Below are 24,142 nucleotides of genomic sequence, written 5' to 3' on the forward strand. Positions count from 1 at the left end.
GGCCACTAGTGGGCAAATCCTTGCTGATCGCCATAACCGCTGGTGAACATGCTGTCATGCCGGGGGTGAGGGGCCGCCGGGCTGTGATCGAGGAACCGTCCGCAGATATGGCGAGGGGAACATCATGACCCTGATTCCCAAGATGAAGCCCGGCGAATACTCCGCAGAGCTCCCCGCCGAGTTCTCCGCAGCCGAGCTCGCCGACTACCTGAGCGTCTACTGCGCCAACCCGCTGTTCCGCAGCGCGCGCTTCGAGGAGTTGGAGATCGACGACGACCCCTACCGCCGGCCGGTGCGCCCCGAAGATCTCAGCTTCCTGCGTTACGACCGCCCGTTCGGCCGTGCGAACTCCTCGCAGCTGTCCGCCCTGATCGGCCACCGCATGCTGCTGAACATCCACGACACCGCCAAGCCGATGTTCGCCGAGAAGATGACGCCTGAGCGCTGGGAGGAGTACCGGCTCTTCTACGGCGCACGCAACCGGGTCCTCGGCGAGTTGGTGCGACCGCTGCTCGAGGAGCATGTGTTCGGATTCGTCCACGACGCGGTCGCCGAGCAGACCGCCGACGCCCCCGTTCCGGACGTCGCGGGCCTGCGGAGCCTGCTCACGGCCATCGCCGAGCAGCGTGGCCGGGCCGCCGCGGAAGTCCTCGGCCTGGTCGCCGAAGCCGGTGCCGCTGCCGAGGCGGCGAAGATGACCGCCGTCCAGCTGCTGGCCGGTACCATCAACGCGCCGCTTCGGGTCAGCCCGCTGATGATCCCGGCCGCCGACGGCACCGGTGGCGGCGACGGGCTCGCCGCTCTGACGAACGGACGCCGCGAGACCCACCCGATCGACGACGTCCTGAACACCGTCATGGAAGCTTGCGGCTTCGGCGTCCGACCGCATCGCTACTACCAGTACTACCTGCCGTCGACCCTGGCCGCGATGAACTACTTGAACGCCACAGCGCGCGACCACGGCCGGGTCTTCGAATTCCTCGGCGCCATGTGCGTGCGGACCCTGGACTCGCTGGCGTTGATCGGCGGCCACGGTGCCCGCCTGGCCGAGTTGGCCGGGCCCGCCGACACCGCGTCCACCGAGGCCGCGCTGACCCGTAGCGCCCCGAGCACCGAGGCCGAGACCGCCGCGGCCCTCGAGGAGATCACCCGCACCGTCCTGGAGCCGCTGGCACACCGCTTCGGGCCGCAGGCCCTGGCCGCTTTCGACCGCGGTGCGCGCGAATACGCGGTGCTCCTGGACGTCCACCACGACGACATGGCCATCCAGCTCCGGTGGATCGACAGCTCACCGGCCTACCGGGCCAAGGCCGAGCGGTTGCAGGCGGCCATCGACGAGCACCACATCCCGGTCGCCCTGGACACCTTCGTCGAGTCCTCGGCGGAGTGCTCCACCACCCACGTCCACGACGACGACCGGCTGCTGGTCATCGAGAGCGGCGCGATGGAGTTCTGGAACTGCTTCTCCGGCACCCACAAGTTCGGCCCCGGCGACAAGCTCTTCATCCCCAAGCACCGCCTGCACGGCTCGGTCGTGCTGTCCGGCGAGTGCGTCTATCACCAGCCGGTCATCAACGCCGACCTGGACCGCCGCTATGGCTGAGCCGACCGCAGGCGCGCTGCTGCCGGAGATCTCGGGCAAGCGGCTGTTCCGCACCGACCTCTCCGAGCTGCCGCAGGACGCCCCGCAGTGGCTGGCTCCGGCGCTGGAGGTCTTCCGCGCCGACGTCGGTCACGACGAGTATCCCTGCCACTTCGGCCGCAACGCACTGCACCTCGGCGAGCTGTTCGGCACGTGGATCGGCGCCGACGGCGACCTGTCCGTGTTGCGTGACGACCTCGCCGCGTTCCTGGACGCCACCCGGCCGTTCGCGCATCGGCGCATGGCGCTGTCAGCGTTCTTCGCCCCCGAGCCCGACGCCGACCACGCGGCCCACGGCCGCCGGTTCTGGACCGCGCTGCGTGGCCTGAGCGACCTCGACGACCGGCCGTGGCCGGACGAGATCCCGACCGTGCCGGAGCACAACCGCTGGGAGTTCTCCTTCCACGGTGTGCCGATGTTCGTCTTCGCCGCGACCCCGACGCACGTCGCCCGGCGCAGCCGCAACCTCGGGCCGGGCCTGGTGATGCTGTTCCAGCCGCGCAACGTGTTCGCGGGGATCGAAGGCGGGAGCCCGGCCGGGATCGTCGCGCGGCGACGGATCCGCGAGCGTCTGGCGACCTGGGACACCGTGCAGCCGCACCCGTTCATGGGCGACTACGGCGACCCGTCGAACTTCGAGTGGAAGCAGTACTACATCACCGATGGCGACGGCGGGACGATGTACGAGGCCTGCCCGCTGAACCACGGCTTGCCCGAGACGGCTGCGGCCACCGTCGCCGACGAGCCGGCGGTCGACGACCTCCACGGCTTCGTCCACAAACTGTTCGAGCAGCAGGCGGCGAAGGCCCCGACGGCGGTCGCCGTCATCGCCGGCGACGTCGTCCTCGACTACCGCACGCTCGACCGGCGTGCCAACCGCCTCGCGCACAGCCTGATCGCCGAAGGCGTCGGCCCCGAGCACCGCGTGGGCGTCATCGCCGACCGGAGCGCCGACACCGTCGTGGCGCTGCTCGGTGTACTCAAGGCCGGAGCCGCCTACGTCCCCGTCGACCCCGCGCTCCCCGAGGAGCGCAGGGCTCTGATGTTCGACGAGTCGGGCGTGGACGTGGTGGTGGCCTCGGGGCGGCTGTTCGGCCAGGTGCCCGTCGGTCCGCGACGTCTGGTCGCCGCCGACGGTGCCGGACCTCTTTCGGAAGAGCCGCCGGCCGCAGCCGCGACCTCGGAGAATCTCGCTTACGTGCTCTACACCTCCGGCTCGACGGGTGTCCCCAAGGGCGTCATGGTCACCCAGCGCCAGCTCGCTCTGGCGACCCTGGCCCAGCAGGTGCCCGACCGGCCCTGGCCCGAGGCGTTCCTGCTGCCGATCTCGTTCTCGTTCGACGCCTCCGGCGTCGGCCTGTGGTGGACGCTCACCAGCGGTGGGACGCTGATCATCCCGCAGGACGGCGACCATCGCGACCCGGGACGGCTCAGGGAGCTGATCCAGCTCTACGGCGCCACGCATACCGACTGCACACCCGCGCTCTACGATCTGATCCTCGGTGCCGATCCGACGCCGCTGGCAAGCCTGCGTTGCGCGATCGTCGGCGGCGAGGTACTTCCTCCGGCCCTGGTGGCCCGTCACCGCGCGCTGTTGCCGGACTGCCTGCTGGAGAACAACTACGGGCCGACCGAGGTCGCCGTCTGGGCCGCGACCCACCTGCTGCGCGAGGACCGGGACCTGCCGGGCGACCGCGTGCCGATCGGCCGTCCCATCGCCTGCACCAGGGCCCACGTGCTGGACGACGACCTGGTCCCGGTCGCAGACGGGATCGCAGAGCTCTACCTCGGCGGCGGCAACGTCGCCCGGGGCTACCAGCTCCGCCCCGGCCTGACCGCCGAACGCTTCCTGCCTGACCCGGACCCCTCGGCCTTCGGCGCGCGGATGTACCGCACCGGCGATCTGGTGCGTCGCACGGATGCCGGGCTGCTGGAGTTCCACGGTCGAGCCGACTCCCAGGTCAAGGTCCGAGGCCACCGGGTCGAGCTCGGCGAGGTCGAGGCCGCGTTGCGGGCCCATCCCGAGGTGGTCGAGGCGGCGGCCGCGTTGCGGACCGTCGCCGGCGAGCCGGTGCTGGTGGCCTACCTCAGCCTGGCCCCTGGTGCCCAGCTTTCCGACGTCGCCGTCCGCGCGCACCTGGCTCCTCGGCTGCCGACCTCGTTCCTGCCGTCCCGGATCGTGCGGCTCGCGGCGCTGCCCCGTCACGCCAACGGCAAGCTCGACCGCACCGGGCTGCCGGATCCCGTCCCGGAGACCGCCTCGTGAAACTCGTGATGCTGCGTCCCGTGTACCTGCCCGGTGACGTCGCCTCCCTGCGATCGGGGCCGGTCACCGACGCAGTCGCCGAGCTCGGCCCGCTGGTCGCCACGCGGGCGTTGAGCGACGTCGAACTGCTTGCCCGATTGGAGCGGATCCCGATCCGTCCGGCCGGGATCAAGATCGACCGATCGGCGTTCTCCGACGGCCTGCCGCGCAAGGAACGGCTCTTCGCCATCCATGACGGCTTCTTCGGAGTGTTCCGCGCCACCGATGCCACGACCGAACTCCTCGCACACTGCGTTCTCGTCGGCTACCGCACCATGCTGCGCGAAGCAGCACGCTGCGGCACGACGCTGGACGACGCGCAATGGGGCCGGCTGCGGCACGGTGTCGAAGCGACCATCGCCTATCTACTCGGGTTGCCAATCGGCGAACCGCAGCCCGCCGTGGTGCCGACCGGCACCGTGGCGCTGGACCCGCACCGGCGATGGCGCAGCGGACACCATGTCTTCTTCCCGCTGATCCAGGCCATCGTGCTGGGCCTGGGCTGCTTCCAGGCCGCGGTGAACGACGGGCAGACCGAGGAGGCCGACGAGGCGCTGGCGTTCGCGACCGTCGTCATGACCGCCTCCGGTGACGCGATGTGCTTCGCCTCCGACTTCCAGCCCCAGCACTACGGCGGCGCCGTCCGCCCGGCCATGGCACCGCCGTATCTGCCGGTGGGCCTGTCCGGTGTCATGTCCGAGGACCATGACCTGCTCATCCGCCGCTTCCGGGAACTGCGCGAGGTCTTCCCGACGCTGCAGGACCGGCTGGTCCCGCGCCGCGAGGCGTTCATCACGGCCGTCGAGGGCACCTACGACGCCCACAAGCAGGTCTGCGCGAAGTTCGACGGCGAACACGTGGTCAGCCTGCGCATGAGCACGGACAGCTCGGCCAAGGCGGTCGGAGTCCTGGAACAACTGGAACGCTCCCGCCTCAACACCCTGAGGTCCTTATGACGACTCCCGAAAGCCTTGCCGAAGTCCTCATCCGCCGCGGCGCCGAGCAACCGGACCGGGAAGCCCTGACCTTCCTGGGCGACGACGGCAACGCGGTCGAGCTGACGTATGCCGAACTGGACGCCCGCGCCCGGGCTGTTGCCGCTGTGCTCGCCGATACGTGCAGTGTTGGCGACCGCGCCTTGTTGCTGTATCCGCCGGGGCCCGAGTACGTCGCGGGGTTCTTCGGCTGCCTGTATGCCGGCGTCATCGCGGTGCCGGCCTATCCGCCGCTGGACGCCCGCCAGGCGGCCCGCCTCACCGGCATCGCCGCCGATGCCACACCGGCCGCGGTGCTGACCGAGGCGGCGTTCCTGGATCTCGCTCGCGACCTGCTCGAACCAGTGCTGCGCGAGACCGGCGTGCAGGCGTCGTGGCTCGCCACCGACACCGTGGCGACCGTTGACGACCCGTCGCGGGTGCGGCACAACTCGGAGCGGATCGCGTTCTTGCAGTACACGTCAGGCTCCACCGGGCAGCCAAAGGGCGTGGTGGTCACCCACGCCAACCTGATGCACAACTCGGGCTTCATCCGCGATCGCTTCGGCCACAGCGAGTCCAGCCGCGGCGTGATCTGGCTGCCGCCGTACCATGACATGGGACTGATCGGCGGGATCCTGCAGCCGGTGTTCGCCGGGTTCCCGGTGACGCTGATGTCGCCGCTGAGCTTCCTGCGCGACCCGCTGCGTTGGCTGCGGGCTGTCTCCGACTACGGCGCGACCACCAGCGGCGGCCCGAACTTCGCCTACGACCTCGCGGTGCGCAAGACGACGTCGGCCCAGCGCGAATCGCTGGACCTGAGTCGGTGGACGGTGGCTTTCACCGGGGCGGAGCAGGTGCGTCCGGCGACGCTGGACGCGTTCGCGGAGGCATTCGGGCCTGCGGGATTCCGGCGTCGGGCGTACTTCCCGTGCTACGGACTGGCCGAGGCCACGCTCATGGTGACCGGTGTGCACTTCGAGGCCGATCCCGAGGTGACGGCGTTCGCCACCGACGAGTTGGCGACGGGTCGCGCGGTTCCGGTCGAGGCAGGCGGAGCCGGTCGGTTGATGGTGTCCTGCGGGACGCCGCCGGCCGACGCGACGGTCGCGGTCATCGATCCGGAGAGCGGCTCGCCGGTTGCGGAGGGGACGGTCGGCGAAATCATCGTCTCGGGCCCGTCGGTTGCGGCCGGGTACTGGGGCGGCCGTGACGCCGAGGTGTTCGCCGACGGCCGGGTTCGCACCGGAGACCTCGGGTTCCTGCACGCGGGCGGGCTGTACGTCACCGGACGTCGCAAGGACCTGATCATCGTTCGCGGGCGCAACGTTGCTCCGGACGATGTCGAGCTAGCCGCTGGACGTGCACATTCGGCGCTGCGTCCCGGTTGCGGCGCCGCGATCGCTGTCGAGGCTGGCGCCGAAGAGCAACTGGCCGTCGTGCATGAGGTACAGGGGCCGAAGCCGTTGCCGCTCGCCGAGATCGCGGCGGCTGTGCGGACTGCGGTACTGGGAGAGCAGGGCGTGGCCGTCAGCCGGGTCGTCCTGCTGGGCAAGGGCGGTCTGCCGAAGACGTCGAGCGGGAAGGTGCGGCGCTCCGAGTGCCGGCGGGCCTTGGCGGCGGGGGAGCTGTCAGTGCTGTTCGACGACGGCGCGGAGCCGGAGCCAGGCGACATCAGCTCGGCAACTGACGATGTGCTGCGGGAGCTGGCGGCAGAAGTGCTCGGGGTCGCGAAGGAGGAGTTGGGCTCCGATGTGTCGCTGGCGGCGTTCGGGCTGGAGTCGGTGAAGGCCGCCGAGCTGGCGGTGCTGGCGGAGGCGGCTGGTCTGCGGCTGAGTCTGCCGGAACTGATGTCGGGCGCTGATTTGCGCACGTTGGCCGGGTCGGCGATCGCCATCACGGCCGGGCAGACCGTTGAGCCGACCGATGCCCTGACCGAGGGCGAACGCGCGATGTGGTTCCTGCACCGCCTGGCGCCGGATTCCACCGCCTACCACCTCGGCCACGCTGTCGAGATCGCAGGGCCCTTCAGCGCGACCCGTTTCGGCGAGGCCCTGAACAGTGTGGTCGGCCGCCACGCCGCACTGCGCACACGCTTCGGCCTTCGCGACGGCGAGCCATACCGGATCGTGGGGGAGCCCTCTGTCGACTGGGCATCGATCGCTTTCGACGCCGATGTGGACACGGCGATCCAAGGTCTGATCGACGAACCCTTCGACCTGGAATCCGGGCCGCTGTGGCGGATCCGGCACTGGCAGCTCGACGACGAGCGCCACATCCTGGCGCTCGCGGTCCACCACATCACCGCGGACCTGTGGTCGCTGACGGCGCTTGTCCGCGAACTGCTCGGCACCTCGCGGCCCTCGAACGGTTCGGCGCCCGCGGTGGCTGATCCGACCATGGCCGCCGCCGTCCACAGCGAGCGCACCTATCTCGCGACCCCCGAAGCGCGCCAAGCACTCGACCGCTGGCGCGACCGCCTCGCCGACCTGCCTGAATCGCTCGACCTCCCCACCGACCGGCCGCGTCCCGCCGTGCAGAGCTTCCGCGGAGCCCGCCATCACTTCGACCTGCCGTCGGAGACCGCTCGGGCTGTCGAAGCGCTCGCCGCAGCCGAGCGGGTGTCGCCGTACGCCGTCCTGCTCACCGCGTATGCCTGGCTGCTGCACGCCTACACCGGCGCCTCCGACCTCGTCGTCGGCGCGCCGGCACCGGGACGGCTGACCGCGGACACCGCCGACGTGCTCGGCCTCGCCGTCAACGTCGTGCCGGTGCGGTGCGGACTCACCTCCGGCGCCACGTTCCTCGAAACGATTCGCCACGTCGCCTCCCGGCTGCGCGAGGCACTGGCCGGCCAGCGGATTCCGCTGCCGCGCCTGGTAGAGATAGCCCATCCGGATCGCGACCCCGGTCGCAGCCCGCTGTTCCAGACACTCTTCGCGCTCCAGCAAGCACCGGCCGGCGATGCACTGGCCGCGTTCCTTCTCGAAGCCGGCTCCGCCGAGATCGGTGACCTCCGGCTCACGTCGCTGCCGGTCGCGACCACCGGGGCTCAGCTCGATCTCTCGCTGGAGATCGTCAGAACCGCCGAGACGATGCGATGCGGGCTGACGTACGACACCGCGCTCTGGGACGCGGACACTGCTGTCCGGTTCTCGGATCACTTCACGACGCTCCTTGCGGCTGCCGTTGCCGATCCGGAGGTCACGGCGGAACGGATCGACCTCCGCTCCCCGGCCGAACAGGCCGACTGGAACTCTCCGCGCGTGTCAGTGCCCGATGAACTGATTCAAGAGGCCGTCGATCGACACGCGGATCGGACTCCGCACGCCATCGCGATCCGGGACGGCGAGCGCGATATCTCCTATGCCCGGCTGAAGCGCTGGAGCGATTCCCTAGCCAACCGGTTGCACCAGCTCGGCATCGGTCCCGAGGACCGTGTCGGTCTCGTGGCCGATCGCTCCGCCGAGTTCACCGCCGCGGCTCTCGCGGTCCTGAAGACCGGCGCGGCTTATGTGCCACTGGACACAGACCATCCCACTGCGCGCCTGGTCGCCTTGGCCGAGGACGCCGGCATCAGCCTTCTCATCGGGTCCGAGGCACACGCCGCTGAATTGGCGCGTGCCACAGGAGGCGCGACGCCGGTGATGGATCCGGCTGAACCGGCGGTCGGTCTGGAGGCACCACCCAACACGGGACACCCGGACAACGCCGCCTACGTCATGTACACCTCGGGGTCCACCGGCGAACCAAAGGGCGTCTGCGTCACCCACGCCGGAGTCGTCAACCTTCTCGACGAGTTGGCGTGCGAGGCCGGAGACGTCTGCGCGTGGTGGACCAGCGGCGGCTTCGACGTCTCCGTGTTCGAGATCTTCGGAGCCCTGAGGGCCGGCGCCACCGCCGATGTGGTGCCTGCTGAGGTCCGGCCGCACGCCGCTGGTTACGTGGACTGGCTCGCTGAGCGCGGCATCACCCACGCCTACGTCCCGCCCTTCGCGCTTGCCGCGCTGGAGGAGCGGATCTCGCGCCTGACACTGCGGCGGCTCATCGTGAGTGTCGAGCCCACTCCGGAACCGTTGCTGCGCCGTATCGCCGCCGGACGACCAGGGCTTTCAGTGGTCAACGGGTACGGTCCCACCGAGGCCACCATCTTCGCGACCTTCCACCACCTCGACCCGGACGGCACCGGCTCTGGCATGGTGCCGATCGGCCGCGCGGTGCAGAACTGCCCAGCCCGGGTGCTGGACGCCTCAGGCCGTTCGGTGCCGCTCAGCGTGCCGGGGGAGCTGTTCATCGGCGGTGTCGGTCTGGCTCGCGGTTACCTTGGGCGACCCGGAGCGACCGCAGAGGCGTTCGTGCCCGATCCGTTCGCGGATCAGTCCGGCGCGCGGATGTACCGCACCGGCGACATCGTCCGCTACCGTCCCGACGGCTATCTCAGGTTCCTGGGACGCCGCGACCAGCAGGTCAAGCTGCGCGGAGTGCGGATCGAGCTCGGTGAGGTGCAAGCCGCGCTGACCAGGCAGCCGGGAGTGGCCTCGGCGCTGGCAGTGGTGCGGCAGATCGGCGGGCAGCCGGTGCTCATCGGCTACGTGGTGGCGGCCACGCCCGAGCATGCCGCCACGTCGAGGAACGGGGTGCGGGCCGGTACCGACGCGCTCGCCGCCCCGAACCCCGCAGAACTTCGAGCACGTCTGCGGGCCGTGCTTCCTGCCCCGATGGTCCCCTCAGCCGTCGTCGTCCTCGACGCCTGGCCGGTCACCGTCAACGGCAAACTCGACCGTCGCGCCCTCCCGCTCCCGGAAGCCGTCCGCGCCTCGGCCTTCGAACCGCCGGCCGACGACCGCGAGCGCACCGTCGCCGACATCATCGGCAAGCTCCTCGGCGGGCGCCGCATCGGACGCCACGACGACTTCTTCGACCTGGGCGGACACTCGCTGCTCGCTGCGCAGGCCGCCCTGCAGATCGGCGGCGCGCTCGGTCTGGACGTGCCCGTGGTCGCGCTGTTCAGCCACCCGACCGTCGCAGGGCTCAGCGAAGCCCTGGCCGCGACCGCGACGCCGTTCGCGCCGATCACCGCCCTGCCCCGATCGCATGACGATCCCGCCGACCTGGCCGCGCGCGTCGCAGGGCTTCCCGACGACATCGTCCAGTTGCTGACTGGCCTGCTAACCGACGAGGTGAGTGGAGCATGACCGACCTGTCAGCGCCCCGGCGCGAGCTGGCCGAGCGCCTTCACGCCGACGCCGAGCGCGGCGTCACGACGTTCCCGACGACCGCCGCCCAGCGCCGTATATGGCTGCTTCACCAGATGGCCCCGCGCAGCTCGCGCTACACCATGCCGGCGGCCCTACGTCTGTGCGGCGAGCTGGATGTGCCCGCACTTCAGCGTGCTCTCACCGTCGTGGCCGCCCGGCACGAGGCCCTGCGCACCACGTTTCCCGCCATCGACGGTGTTCCGGTCCAGCAGGTTCACGCTGAGCCGAGCCTCCAGTTGGAGATCCGCGAGCCCAACGGCGTCGAGCCGCTGGACGCGCTGCAAGCGGCTGTCACAGAACCCTTCGACCTGGACGCCGGACCGCTGGCGCGCGCGATCCTGTGGCCGACCGAGTCGGACGAACACCTGCTGCTGGTCGCCGTGCACCATATCGCGGCCGACGCGTGGTCATTGCCGATCCTGCTCACCGATCTGGCTGCGGCCTATCGCGCTGAGCGGGAGGGCGAGCCGTCCGCCTTCGCCGCACTCCCCATCCAATGCGGTGACTACGCCGTGTGGGAGGCCAGCGCCGACGCTCGTGCTCAGGCCGACGCGGCTACCGAATACTGGCGGGGCGCTCTCGCTGATGCGCCTGAACCGCTTGACCTTCCCTCGGACCGGCCCTGGCCGGCGAGTGAGGCCGGACTGGCTGCGACCTGCCACACGGTGATTCCGGCGCCACTCGCGCAGCGGCTGCGGGGCCTGGCCCGAGACAACCGGACGACGATGTTCGCCGTCCTGCATGCCGGACTGGCCGCGACGCTGAAGCGGTACACCGGCGCCCGAGACTTGATCATCGGGGTCCCCGTCTCCGGACGCATCCGGCCGGAGACCGCCGGCCTGGTCGGCTGCTTCGTCAATACTCTGCCGTTGCGCGCGACATGCGATGCCGCCACCGGCTTCTCGTCGCTGCTCGGGCAGCTCAGTGACCGCAGCCGCGAAGCCCTGACCCATCAGGCCGCTCCGCTGGAGCGGATCATCGCGGAGTCCGGCGCGCACCGCCTGGCGGGCCGAGCTCCGCTGTTCGACATCGGGCTCACTGTGCAGCCCCGCCTCGATATCGCCGAGCTGTTCGCCGGACTTCGCGCCGAAGCGCTGCCGATCGATGCGACCGACGCCAAATTCGACCTCGGCTGCCTGATCGAGGACGACGGCGAAGCGTTGCGCATCGCGTGGGAGTACCGGGCCGATCTGCTCGACGCCGCCACCGTCGGCTCGCTGGCCGACTGCTTCGCGACTCTCCTCGCCGCCGCGATCGCCGACCCGGCGCGGCCGATCGGCGACCTGCCGGTGACGTCGGATCCGGCCATGGACGAAGCCGCCGCGCAGCCGGAGACGGCCGAGACGATCGTCGATTTGTTCACTGCGGCGGTCGCCGCCCACCCGGACGCCGCAGCGATCGTCGACGGCGACCGCGCCCTCACCTATCGGGACCTCGACCGCCTCACCAACCAGATCTCCCGTGAGCTGCGCGGGCGGGGAGTCGGGATGGAGACCCCGGTCGGTGTGTGCCTGCCGCGCTCGGTCGACTTCGCGGTCGCGTGCCTGGCGGTAGTGAAGGCCGGCGGGCAGTACGTGCCGTTGGACGCCGGCTATCCACGCGAGCGCCTGGACGGCATGCTCGCGGACGCCGGAATAGCCCACACGATCTCCACGTCATCGTGCCCTGATTCCCTGGCCGTGACCGACATGCTGTTCATCGACGAGCGCGACTCCTGGGCCGAGCAGCCCGATACCGCCCTTGGTACGGCCCTGCACCCGGACATGCTCGCGGCCCAGATTTTCACCTCGGGCTCCACCGGGCGCCCCAAGGCCGTCGCGCTGACCCAGCGGGGCGTCATCGACCTCGTCCGGCCTGGCGATTACAGCGGTCTCGGCTCACAGCGAACCCTGTTGTGGCTGTCCTCAGTGTCCTTCGACGCTGCCACCTGGGAAATCTGGGGCACCTTGCTCCACGGCGCGCGCGGAGTAGTCCATCCCGAGCTGGCTTTCACCGCCGGAGCCATCGGCGCCGCCATCCAAGAGAATGGTGTCACCGCTGTCGTCATGGCGACGGCCCTGTTCCACGCGATCGTCGACGAGGACCCGGCGGCGCTGCGCGGGTTGCGGACGGTGTTCATCGGCGGCGAGGCGTTGTCGGTGCCGCATGTGCGACGAGCCCTCAGCGCCGCACCCGGTCTCACCGTCATCAACGGATACGGCCCGGCCGAAGCTACCACCTGCGTGACAGCCTGCGCGGTGACCGGCGATGCCGACGAATTCGACGGTCTGCCGAGTATCCCGATCGGCCGCGCCGTCAACGGCAGCCGCGTGCTCCTGTGCGATGCCGACGGCCGGCAGGTGCCGCCCGGTGCCGTCGGAGAGCTCTGGATCGGCGGCCCGGGCCTGGCCCGCGGCTACACCGGCCAGGCCGCGCTGACAGCCGAGCGTTTCGTGCCCGGCCCGGACGGCAGCCGCTGGTACCGGACCGGGGATCTGGCGCGTCGGCTCGGTGACGGCACCCTGCTGTTCCGAGGTCGCGGCGACGCGCAGGCCAAGATCCGCGGCCATCGGGTCGAGCCCGGGGAGGTCGAGTCTGTGTTGACCAGGCATCCCGACGTCGTGGCGGCCGCCGTCGTCGTGCATCGGCTGTCGGTCACGGACTACCGGCTGGCCGCGTACGTGGTCGTCAACGATGCCACCGAGGTTGTGGAACTGCGGTCGTGGCTGACCACGGTCCTGCCGGACTACCTGGTCCCGGCCTCGCTGACGACTGTCGGCTCCATCCCGCTGACCCGCAACGGCAAGGTCGATCCGGCTCGGCTGCCCGCTCCGCAGTGGGCCGAGTACGCCGGTGGTCGGAGCCGGTCGCGTACCGCGACCGAGGACGCGCTGGCCCAGATCTGGGCCGAGCTGCTCGGCGTGGACGCCGACGCGATCGGTCCTGACGACGACTTCTTCGATCTCGGCGGGCACTCCCTGCTGGCCTCGCGCCTGGTCTCGCGGCTGGCTGCCCGGCTCGGTGTGGCTCTCGGCCTGGTCCAGGTGTTCAGCCGGTCGACGCTCGCCGCGCTGGCGCAGGCCGTGGCCGACGCCGATTCCAGTCCGGTGACCGGCGCCATCGAACCGGGACCGCGTCCGGCGCCGTTGTCGTATGCCCAGGAACGCCTGTGGTTCCTGTCGCGTCTGGAGCCTGATTCCCCGGCCTACCATCTCCCGCTCTCGGTACGGATCACCGGGCCGTTGGACGCCGAGCGGCTGGCCGCCGCGTGGCGCACGGTCGTCACGCGCCACGAAGCCCTGCGTTCGATCGTTGAGGAGCGGGACGCGGAGCTCTTCCAGAAGCCCGTCGAACCGGTCGCGATGCAGTACGTAGATGCTGCCGGTGACCCGTCGCCGGCCGAACAGCTTCTGCTCGATGCCGCCCGCCGGCCGTTCGACCTGACCCGCGAGGTCCCGGTCCGAGCGCTGCTGATCCAGGTCGACGTCCAGGAGTACGTGTTCTCGATCGTGGTCCACCACATCGCTGCGGACGGCTGGTCTGCCGCGATCCTTGCCGAGGAGATCGGAACGGCCTACGTCGGTCGGGATCTGGCAGGGCCCGTCGTCCAGTACGGGGACTTCGCGCACTGGCAGCGCACCCAGCTGACCGGGGACACGCTGGACTCGCTCACCGATTTCTGGCGCTCCGAGCTCGACGGTGCACCGCTCGCTCTGGAACTGCCGACGGATCGTGCGCGCCCACCGCGCCAGCGGTTCGACGGCGGTTCGGTGCCGTTCGCCGTCTCCGACGACCTCGCCGAACGAGTCAGGACTCTGGCTTCCTCGGCAAGCTGCACGGAGTTCATGGTGCTGTCGGCCGCCTTCGGCGCGATGCTGTCTGCCTATAGCGGACAGCACGAGGTGCTGTTCGGTACGCCGGTCGCCGGCCGCCCGCATCCGGATGTCGAGCGCACCGTGGGGAGCTTCGCCAACACCGTGGTGCTGCGTGCCGACTTGTCCGGCACGCCGACGGCCCGGCAGCTGCTGGCCCGGATGCGGCGGAACTGCCTGGCGGCGTTCGCGCACCAAGACCTGCCGTTCGAAAAGCTCGTCGAGACGCTGGCGCCGGAGCGTGACCTGTCCCGCAACCCCGTCGTGCAGGCGATGCTCGCGCTGAACAACACCGCCCCGCTGCGGCTGGAGCTGCCGGGGCTGCGGGTGCGGCCGCTGGCCGCCGAACTGCCGGTCGCACGGTTCGACCTGGCGCTGTGGCTCACCGACGGCGACGACCGAGGAGAAGACGACGATGACCGTGGTGGCGATGGCGGCCGTGGCCGCGATGACGGGGAAGGCGGTCGTCGCGGTGACGGCGATCGCGGTGAAGGTATCGCTGGTGGCGCTGGTCGCCGTGGGATCGGCGGGATCGGCGGCTTCTGTGAATACGACACGGCGCTGTACGACCGGCAGACCGTGTCCGGAATGCTTGAGCACTTCCTCGCTCTCCTGGAGGCGATGACCGCCGATCCGGACGTCGTCCTGGAGACCGTTCTCACTGCCGCCGACGAGCAGCAACTGAGCCGCTGGGGCGACGGATCCGAACCGTGGACCGGCGAATCGGTGCTCACCACAGTCGCGCGCCGGGCCGCCTCCGAGCCGGGGCGTGCCGCGATCGCAGCCGAGGACGGCTCGGTGTGGAGCTACGGGCAGCTGTGGCAGAGCACTGCGGCTGTTGCCGAGCGGCTGCGGTCGGCGGGCGTGGTGTCGGGCACGACGGTCGGGATCTGCGCCGGCCGCACACCCGCCACGGTCGCGGCGCTGCTGGGAACGTGGCTCGCCGGGGCGGCGTATGTGCCGCTGGACCCGGCCGCGCCTGCGGCCCGGTTGCAGCGGATGGCGGAGATCGCCGACGTCGCCGCGGTCCTGGCGGACGCGGAGTCGGCCGACCGCATCACGTTCACACCGGTACTGCCTCTGGACGCCGGATCCCTCACCGCCGCTGTCGATACCGACGTACGCGCTGCGAGTCCGACGAACAGCCCCGCCTACATCCTGTTCACCTCCGGCAGCACCGGCGAGCCCAAGGGCGTGACGGTCCCGCACTCGGCGCTGACCGCGTTCCTCGCGGCGCTGACCGGCCACGAGCCGGGCCTGTCCGCTCGCAGCCGTCTGGTCGCGGTGACCCCGTTCACCTTCGACATCGCGGCCCTGGAAGTGTTCGGCCCGCTGGTCTCCGGCGCCTGCGTCACCCTCGCCGATACGGCCACCACCCACGACGGCGTCGCGCTCGCCCGGCTGCTGGAGGCCGCCGACTGCGACGTACTCCAGGGCACCCCGGCTACCTGGCGCCTGCTCCTGGACGCGGGGTGGCGGCCGGGACCGGGCTTCCGCGCGCTGTGCGGAGGCGAGGCGTTGCCGACCAGCCTCGCCTCGGAGCTGCTGAAGTACGGCGCCGAACTCTGGAACCTCTACGGCCCCACCGAGACCACCGTCTGGTCAACCGTCGCGCACATCGACGACCCCGACCGCATCGGGATCGGCAGGCCTGTCCCCGGCACAGCGCTCACACTGGCGACCGCCACCGGCGCCGCCGTCCCGATCGGCGCGGCGGGCGAGATCTGGATCTCCGGCGCCGGCGTGGCACTCGGCTACGCCGGCCGCCCGGCGGCCACCGCGGAACGCTTCGTTCCCGCAGACGGCGGCGGACGCTGGTACCGCACCGGCGACGTGGGTCGCTACGACCACACCGGCCGCCTGACCCACCTCGGCCGCGCCGACGCCCAGCTGAAGATTCGTGGTCACCGTGTCGAACCCGGCGAGGCCGAGGCCGCCCTCATCACGCATCCTGCCGTCTCAGCGGCAGCGGTGATCGCCCGCGACGGCCGGCTCGTCGGCTACTACGTGTCCGACCCGGCAGCCCATCAGGGCCCTGTTCCGGCAGCGTTGAAGGTCCACCTGAGCACCTTGCTACCCGCCTATCTGATCCCCGACCTGCTGCTTCCTCTCGCCGAGCTTCCCCTGACGCCGCACGGAAAACTCGACCGTGCCGTGCTGGCCGCCCTGGCGATCCGGCACGTGACAGCGGGCCCGGACCTGGGACCGCGCGACGGCCTGGAAGCCGTCGTGGTCCAGATCTGGTCCGACATCCTCGGGCGCCCGCTGGCGGCCGTGGACGACTTCTTCGCCGCCGGAGGCCACTCGCTGGACGCCGCGCGCGCCTCGACGCGACTGTCCACCGCCCTCGGCATCGAGATCCCGGTATTGGCCGTGTTCGAACATCCGACGCCGACGGCGCTCGCCGACTGGGCCCGGGCCCGAACGGCCGGTCCGGCCGACCCGATCCCGGTCCTGTCCGGCGACGGCCCGTTCCCGCTCTCCTCCGCTCAGGAACGTCTGTGGTTCCTCGCCGAGTACGCGCCCGAGTCCCCGGCCTACAACGTCCCGATCGCGGCCCGTCTGACCGGACCGCTTGACGTACCCACGCTGCGCCGAGCGCTCGACACGCTCTCGGCTCGGCATCCCGCGCTGCGGACGGTGTTCGAAGACGTCAACGGCCATGCGGCTCAGCGTCCTCTTCCGGCTGCCGAAGCCGACCTGAAGCTGATCGATCTCACAGACGTCCCGGACCCCGCGCGCTTCGCGACCTGGCTCGTCGAAGTCGAGGCGACCCGGCCGTTCCGCTTGGCCGACGGCGAATCGCCGTTCCGCGCGACGCTGATCCGTCTCTCAGAGCACGAACACATCCTGGTGCTCCTGCTGCACCACATCGTCGCCGACGGCTGGTCGGTCTCGGTATTGGCTCGCGACCTCGCCGCCGCGTACAGCGGCGCCGAACTGCCCGAACCCACGCTCCGGCACACCGACTACGCCGCCTGGCAACGCGGCCGTGCCTCGCGCTCCGCAGGTCAGCTGACCCGCCGCCGCGAGGAACTGGCCGGTGCCCCGCATACCCTCGAACTGCCCGCCGACCGACCCCGGCCTCCCGAGCGCCGGCACCACGGCCGCACCCTGCCCCTGGAAGTCGGCCCCGGCCTGACCGGGCGGATCAGGGCTCTGGCACGGGAGGCCGGTGGCACCGAGTTCATGGTGTTGCTGGCCGCCTTCGCCGCCGCGCTGACCAGGTTCAGCGGCCAGGAGGATTTGCTCATCGGGACTCCGGCGGCCAACCGGACCGCTTCCGGCGCCGCTGACGTCGTCGGGCTTTTCGCCGAGACCCTGGTGCTGCGTGCCGACACCTCCGGCGATCCGACCGTCCGCGAGCTGCTGGCCCGCGTCCGCCAGGCCTGCCTCGACGCCTACGCCGCCCCCGACGTGGCGTTCGAGACGCTGGTGGAGGCGATGGCGCCGCAGCGGGATCCGGCGCGCAGTCCGCTGTTCCAGGTGATGATCGCGTTGAACAACGCTGCCGGAGCTCTGCCGGAGCTACCCGGCATGCGGGTCGATCCGGTCGCCGTGCCGAACCGCACCGCCAAGTTCGACGTGGTGCTGAACCTGATCGACACCGCCGACGGCATCGGCGGTGGTCTGGAGTTCGACACCGACGTCTATCAGGAACCGCTGATGGCCCGGTTCGCCGAGCACTTCCTGCGGATCCTGCAGGACTTCGCCGACGCCCCCGACCGGCCGCTGTCCGACATCAGTGCCCTGAGCACCGACGAAAGGCAGACCTGGCTGCGCGACTTCAACCAGGTTCCCGCCGACTACGACCCTCTGGTGTGTCTGCACACCCTCGTCGAAGCGCAAGCGTCCAAGACCCCTGACGCGGTGGCCGTCTCCATGTCCGCCGAGCGCGGCCGGCCCCGTCCGAGCCTGACCTACGCAGAGCTGGATACCCGCGCGAATCGACTCGCGCACCACCTCGTCAAGCGGGGAGTCCAGCCCGATGACGTCGTCGGTGTCGCGCTGCCACGCGGCATCGACGCGGTCGTGGCACAGTACGCGGTCCTCAAGGCCGGCGCCGGATTCCTGCCGCTCGACCCGGCCCTGCCACCCGCCCGGCTGGCCGACATCCTGGCCGATGCCGGAGCACGTCTGGTCGTGACCGATGCCGCCGGTGACAGTGTTCTGCCTCCTGAGCCCGGACGCGTGCATGTCGACGGTCCCGAGTGGCTGGCCGAGGACACCGGGCCGGTGTCAGTGGCTGTCACGCCGGGGAACCTCGCTTATGTCGTCTACACCTCCGGATCCACCGGCAGGCCCAAGGGCGTGCAGATCGAGCACCGTGCCATCAGCAACAACCTCCTGTGGATGCAGCAGGACTGGCCGCTGGACGGCTCCGACCGGATGCTGCACAAGACCACCACCACCTTCGACGTCGCGGTCAAGGAGGTGTTCTGGCCGCTGCTGTCCGGCGCCGAACTCGTCCTGGCCAAGCCCGGCAGCCAGCGCGACCCCGAATACCTGGTCGAGCAGATCGAGGACGCCGGGATCACCATCACCCACTTCGTGCCCTCCATGCTCGAACTCGCGCTGGAGGCCCTGGACGCCGCCGGCACCACGTTCCCGGACTCGCTCCGCTACGTCATGTGCGGTGCCGAGACGTTGCCGGTCGCCACCCAGGAGGCCTTCTTCGGCCACGGCTCGGCCGACCTGCTGCACATGTACGGACCGACCGAGACCGCGATCGCCGTCACCGGCTGGACCTGCAAGCGGGCCCAGTCCCGCAGCCGGGTCCCGCTCGGCGTGCCGATGCCGTTGGTGGAGCTCTACGTCCTGGACCGCCACGGCCGTCCGGTCCCGCCCGGCGTTTGGGGCGAGCTGCACGTCGGCGGCGTGTCCCTCGGCCGTGGCTACCTGGGCCGCGCTGCGGAAACCGCCGCAGCGTTCGTCCCGGACATGCTGTCCGGTCGTAAGGGCGCGCGCCTGTACCGCACCGGCGACGTGGTCCGGCACGGCCCCGACGGCCTGCTGGAGTTCCGGGGGCGCGCCGACAACCAGATCAAGATTCGCGGCTTCCGGGTCGAGCTCGGCGAGATTGAAGCCGCACTCGCCGCCGAGCCGGACGTCCGCCAGGCCGCGGCGGTGCTGCGCGGTCGTGGTGCCGACGCACGCCTCATCGGCTACGCGGTGCCCGCGCCGGGGGAGAGCCTGGACCCCGAGGATCTGCGACGCCGCCTGCGCGGTCGCCTGCCGGACTACATGGTGCCCGCCGACATCATGGTCCTGACGGCGATGCCGCTCGGCGACAACGCCAAGGTGGACCGCGCCGCACTGTCCGAACCCGCAGCCCGGCCGCGGACTGGTCCGGCGACCGCGCCGCGCGACGCCTTCGAGTCAGCCGTCGCCGAAGTCTGGGCCGAGACCCTCGGCACCGGCACGGTCGGAGTCGACGACGACTTCTTCATGCTGGGCGGCAACTCCCTCCAGGCCGCACGCATCGCGGCTCAGCTGCGCGAACGTTTCACCGTCGAGCTGCGGCTGCGCGACGTGTTCGTGGAGCCCACTGTCGCCGGGATCGCACGCCTGCTGCGCGAGGCCGGCCAGACCACCGCCATCACCCGGCAAGCGCGGCGAGCCCGCAGCTCAGCGCCAGCCCCGGCATCTCAGTCCACAGATTCCGCTCAACCCGGGAGAAGGCTGTCATGACCACGTTGCAAGGCTCAGCTGTTTTCGATCCCGCCGTGCAGGACGTGTTCCCGCTGTCCTTCGCCCAAGAGCGGATCTGGTTCCTGGAACAGCTCGACCCCGGCAGCGCCGCGTTCACCATCACGGCTGCGCTACAGGTCCGGGGCCGGCTCGATCCTGCCGCGCTGGACCGCGCGCTCACTGCGTTGGCCGACCGGCACGAGGTACTGAGAACCCGGTTCGACCACGACGGGACGGCACCGGTCCAGATCATCGCACCGGATGCCGGGACCGTGCTGCGAATCGTGGATGTCAGTGGTCTTCCTGGCGGGCAGGCCCGCGCCGCGGCCGAGGCGATCGCTGTGCGGCAGGCACACTCGTCGTTCGATCTCCGACAGGGTCCGATGATGCGCGCCGCGCTGGTGCGGATCGCCGCCAAGGAGGGGTTGCTGCTGATCGTGCTGCACCACACGGTCTGTGACGGCTGGTCGGCCGACCTGCTGATCCGGGACCTGGCTGAGCTCTACCGGGCCGAGCTGCGCGGTGAGCCGCCGGAGCTGCCCGAGCTGCCGATCCAGTACGCGGACTTCGCTGTCTGGCAGCGCGAGACGCTGGCCGAGAGCGGCCTGGACGAACAGCTCGCCTACTGGAAGCGGGCGCTGGCCGGCGTCCCGCGCGTGCTGGACCTGCCGACGGACCGTCCGCGACCGGCCGAGCAGGACTTCGGCGGCGCGATGACGTCCCGCGAACTCGGACCGGACCTGGCGGCGGCACTGGTCGACGCCGCACGGGCTGAGGGCGCCACGCCGTTCATGCTGCTGCTAGCCGCCTACCAATCCGTGCTCGCCCGCCGCTCGGGCCAGCCGGCGTTCCTGGTCGGGACACCGGTCTCGGGCCGCACCCGTCCCGAGACCGCCGAGCTGCTCGGCTGTTTCATCAACATGCTGGCACTGCCCGCCGACGTAGCCGGCGATCCGACCGTGCGCGAGCTGCTGGCCCGCGTCCGCCGCACCTGCCTGGACGGCTACGCGCACCAGGACCTGCCGTTCGAGCACCTGGTGACGGAACTCGACCCGCCGCGCGACCTCGGTCGCGCGCCGCTGGCGCAGGTGCTGCTGGCGGTGCAGGACGGCCTGTCCGGGGACGTCGAAGTCGAAGGTGTGACGCTGGCCCCGGCGCCAGTGGCCAGCGGTGTGGCGAGCTACGACCTGACGCTGGACGCGCAACTGGCGGCCGAGGGCTTCCGGCTGAACCTGGTCTACGCGACCGCCTTGTTCGAGTCGGCGACGGCGGAGGGGATCCTCGAAGACGTCGTCGCGGTGCTGACGGCGATGAGTGAGAGCCTCGACATCCGCATATCGGACCTGCCGATCGGCGCAGGTCTGGAGGCCGCCGACGAGATCGGCGCCGACGAGGTACGGCGAATCGCCGCAGAGGTTCTTGGGACGAGTCGTGCCACCGACGTCCTTGCTGCTGGTGACGCTGCGGCGTTGGCCGACCGATCCGCCACGGTGGGCATATGTATCCGCGACGATGCCGTGCGCGAATCGGCTCGTACGTTGGCCCGCCTTGTGGGCACCCCGTTCCTTGAGCTGGATCCCACCGCTCCACCTGCCTATGTGAATCGGCACCTCAACACAGTGGCGGTTCTCCTCACAGACCGCGAAGACCTGGCAGCCCTTCCGGCACTGTCCCAGAGGTCTTATCCGCTGGCACCGGCTCAGATCAGCCGTGACTTGGTTTTTCCTCTGCGTGCCCTGACTGGGGATGTCCCCACGATCGGCCTCATCGACTTCACAGGGGTCCCGGCCCTGCCCGGCGCGCGCGGCGAACTGTGGATCTCCGGCACGGCCGAACCGCTGTACCACCTCGGCGGTGCAGCTCAGACCGCCGAAGTCCTCACGCCTGCTCCCGGCGGCGCGCGCCGCCTTCACACCGGCCGCACGGCGCGCCTCGTCAACGGTGCGGTCGAACTCCTCGATCCACCAGATCTGTCAGAGCTCGAATTCGCCCTGCGCGCGCACCCCGACGTCACGGCCGCAGCCGCTGTGTACACCGCTGCCGGGGAGACCGTCGCGGTGCACGCTCCGGCCGAGGTCGAAGATCTGGCAGCTCATCTCGCCGCCGAACTCCCCGCCCGGCTCCTCCCGGACCGCTACCTCGGCCTGCCCGAGTTGCCCGACACCCCTGAAGCGCTTCTTGCCGCGACCGCGCAGCGCACCAGCGGTTACGAAGGCGCTGTTCGCCCTCGCACCCACCTGGAGCGGGCGATCCTCGACTGCTTCGGCACGGCGCTGGACCGCCGCGACATCGGTATCCACGACGACTTCTTCGACGCCGGCGGTACCTCGCTCACCGCCGCACGCCTGATCGTCGCCCTCCCCGAAGCCGTGGGGATGCCGGTGCCGCTGAAGACGCTGTTCACCCACTCCACCGTCGCCACACTCGCTGCAGCTCTCGAAGGTCCGGACGGACCCGGTGTGCCGGACAGCGCCGTGGAGATGGCGCTGCACGACGAGCAGTTGCCTGCCGACATCGTCCCCTCCGGCACGGCGCGGCCCGCGCCGCCGGATGGCGGCCTCGGCTGCGTGCTGCTCACCGGCGGCACCGGCTTCCTCGGCGGCCACATGATCGCCGAGCTGCTGCGCAACGGCGCCACCGAGATCGTGTGCCTGGTCCGCGGCGAGAACCCCGCCGAGCGGCTGGCGGCCAACCTCGCGGACTACGACCAGGACGACGTCGACCCCGCCAAGCTCACCATCCTGCCGGGCGACCTCACGCTGCCGCGCTTCGGACTGGACGAGGCCGGTTTCGCAGAGCTCGCCGACCGCCTCGACATCATCTATCACTGCGCCGCGCACATGAATTTCATCCTGCCCTACCGCGTGCTGCGTGCCCCCAACGTCGTCGGCACCACCGAGATCCTGCGGCTGGCCTGCACCGGGCGGCCGACGCCGGTCCACTACGTCTCCACCATCGACATGCGGGTCGGCGACGTCCTGCCCGAGCGTCCCGGACCGCTGGACGCCGGTACCTCCGACGGCTACGTGCTCAGCAAGAAGACCGGCGAACACCTTGTCTTGGAAGCCGGCCGGCGCGGCCTGCCGGTCGGGGTCTACCGGCCGTGGCTGATCACCGGGGCCACCGGCACCGGTGCGGTCGGCGTCCGGGACCAGCTCGCGCTGTGTCTGGCCGGGAGTCTCATCGCGGCCCTGATGCCCGAGGACACCCCGATCCCGCTGCACGTGCTGCCCGTCGATCTGGTCTCCGCCGCGATCGTCCGGCTGTCCCGGCACGCACCGCGCTCCAACCCGGTGCACCAGTTCTACAACCCGCAGGTCGCGCCCATGAAGTCCATCCACGAATACCTGACCCGGACCGGATACCGCTTCGACACCGTGCCCTACGCGCAGTGGCGGGTGCAGCTGGCACGCCGCACCGCCGGACGCCTGGACGGCCTCGCCGCCCTGCTGTCCATCGACGGCCCGATGAACGGGGACCCGGACGTCGTCGAGATCGGCAACAGCCTGTCCGGCCTCGGCGGCGACGCCGGGTTCCCGGCCATCGACGTCGACTACGTCGCAAAGACCGTCGCATTCCTGGTCCGGCAGGGCATGGTGCCCGAACTGAGCACGAGCGGGGCGCAGTGATGACCGTCGAACTCACCAGCCCCTGGCTGCGTCGCGCCGTAGACAAGGCCGAATCCGCAGGGGACGACCCCATCCGGCTGTTCTGCCTTCCGCACGCAGGCTCCGGACCGGCTCGCTACCTGGCCTGGACCGACCGCCTCGACGGCATCGACCTGATCGGCGTCTGCCTGCCCGGTCATGAACGTCGCGTCGCCGAGCCACCGCTGCGTCGCGTCGCAGACATCGTCGACGCCCTCGCCGATGCGATGGGCCCGCACCTGGACCGGCCTTTCGGTCTGTTCGGCCACAGCTTCGGCGGCCTGCTCTCCTTCGAACTCGCCCGGCGGCTCGAAGTCGACGGCGCGCGACCGCTGCACGTGTTCGTCTCCGGCTCCGCGGCCGAACCCTTCGGCCAGGCCGGGCCACCGGTCGCGGACCTTGATGAGGAGGCCTTCCTCGCCCACGTCGGCACCCTCGGGGGCCTGGACCCCGACGTCCTGGCCCATCCCGACCTCGTCGATCTCGTCATTCCCGCCCTGCGCGCCGACTACGAGGCCGCAGAGGCCCACACCCCGGACCCCGCCGCCGCCGTGAACGCACCGATCACGGCGATCGGCGGACTGCACGACCCCGCGGCACCACCGGGCGCCCTCATCGCCTGGGGGCGGCACACCGCCGGACCTTTCTCCCGCATCACCCTGCCCGGCGGCCACTTCGCCCTGTTCGACCAGGAGCACAACGTGCTCCGCACCGTTCGGACCACCCTGACCGCGGCCGACCGGGCCACCCGCGTGGCCGGCCGCATCTGAAGGA

7 protein-coding genes are annotated in these 24,142 nt (G+C 70.8%); all 7 read left to right on the forward strand.

Features of this window, described 5'->3' with window-relative positions; all coding sequences use genetic code 11:
* The first annotated feature begins 124 nt into the window (after positions 1-124).
* The 7 genes from GWK61_RS05280 to GWK61_RS05310 are packed head-to-tail and all read left to right on the forward strand — an operon-like array spanning position 125 to position 24,138.
* Positions 125-1,603: a cupin domain-containing protein gene (locus tag GWK61_RS05280; RefSeq protein WP_194905543.1), complete on the forward strand. Its 1,479-nt coding sequence runs from the start codon at positions 125-127 to the stop codon at positions 1,601-1,603.
* On the forward strand, positions 1,596-3,908 hold the full coding sequence (locus GWK61_RS05285) for an amino acid adenylation domain-containing protein (protein ID WP_194905545.1): 2,313 nt from the start codon (positions 1,596-1,598) through the stop codon (positions 3,906-3,908). The genes GWK61_RS05280 and GWK61_RS05285 overlap by 8 nt, the downstream gene beginning before the upstream one ends.
* A complete protein-coding gene (locus GWK61_RS05290; RefSeq protein WP_194905547.1) occupies positions 3,905-4,903 on the forward strand; it encodes a 3-methyl-L-tyrosine peroxygenase-related protein in 999 nt (332 codons plus the stop codon). The genes GWK61_RS05285 and GWK61_RS05290 overlap by 4 nt, the downstream gene beginning before the upstream one ends.
* Entirely contained in the window at positions 4,900-10,116 is a 5,217-nt protein-coding gene (locus GWK61_RS05295; protein WP_194905548.1) for a non-ribosomal peptide synthetase, read from the forward strand. Before GWK61_RS05290 ends, GWK61_RS05295 begins: the two co-directional genes overlap by 4 nt.
* Positions 10,113-19,721 carry a non-ribosomal peptide synthetase gene (locus GWK61_RS05300; protein WP_194905550.1) on the forward strand — a complete coding sequence of 3,203 codons (9,609 nt, stop codon included), beginning with the start codon at positions 10,113-10,115 and terminating at the stop codon, positions 19,719-19,721. Before GWK61_RS05295 ends, GWK61_RS05300 begins: the two co-directional genes overlap by 4 nt.
* Positions 19,718-23,350 (forward strand): thioester reductase domain-containing protein, encoded by a 3,633-nt coding sequence (locus GWK61_RS05305; RefSeq protein WP_194905559.1) that lies wholly within the window; start codon positions 19,718-19,720, stop codon positions 23,348-23,350. The genes GWK61_RS05300 and GWK61_RS05305 overlap by 4 nt, the downstream gene beginning before the upstream one ends.
* Positions 23,350-24,138, forward strand: coding sequence for a thioesterase II family protein (locus GWK61_RS05310; protein WP_194905561.1), 789 nt, complete (start codon positions 23,350-23,352; stop codon positions 24,136-24,138). Before GWK61_RS05305 ends, GWK61_RS05310 begins: the two co-directional genes overlap by 1 nt.
* The last annotated feature ends 4 nt before the right edge of the window (positions 24,139-24,142 follow it).

It is taken from the genome of Catenulispora rubra, assembly GCF_015356825.1.
GTDB lineage: Bacteria > Actinomycetota > Actinomycetes > Streptomycetales > Catenulisporaceae > Catenulispora > Catenulispora rubra.

What these genes read in the sequence shown, in the direction of transcription:
- GWK61_RS05280 (WP_194905543.1), top strand. Translation starts at nt 125, where the DNA reads ATGACCCTGATTCCCAAGATGAAGCCCGGCGAATACTCCGCAGAGCTC.
- GWK61_RS05285 (WP_194905545.1), top strand. Translation starts at nt 1,596, where the DNA reads ATGGCTGAGCCGACCGCAGGCGCGCTGCTGCCGGAGATCTCGGGCAAG.
- GWK61_RS05295 (WP_194905548.1), top strand. Translation starts at nt 4,900, where the DNA reads ATGACGACTCCCGAAAGCCTTGCCGAAGTCCTCATCCGCCGCGGCGCC.
- GWK61_RS05300 (WP_194905550.1), top strand. Translation starts at nt 10,113, where the DNA reads ATGACCGACCTGTCAGCGCCCCGGCGCGAGCTGGCCGAGCGCCTTCAC.
- GWK61_RS05305 (WP_194905559.1), top strand. Translation starts at nt 19,718, where the DNA reads ATGACCACGTTGCAAGGCTCAGCTGTTTTCGATCCCGCCGTGCAGGAC.
- GWK61_RS05310 (WP_194905561.1), top strand. Translation starts at nt 23,350, where the DNA reads ATGACCGTCGAACTCACCAGCCCCTGGCTGCGTCGCGCCGTAGACAAG.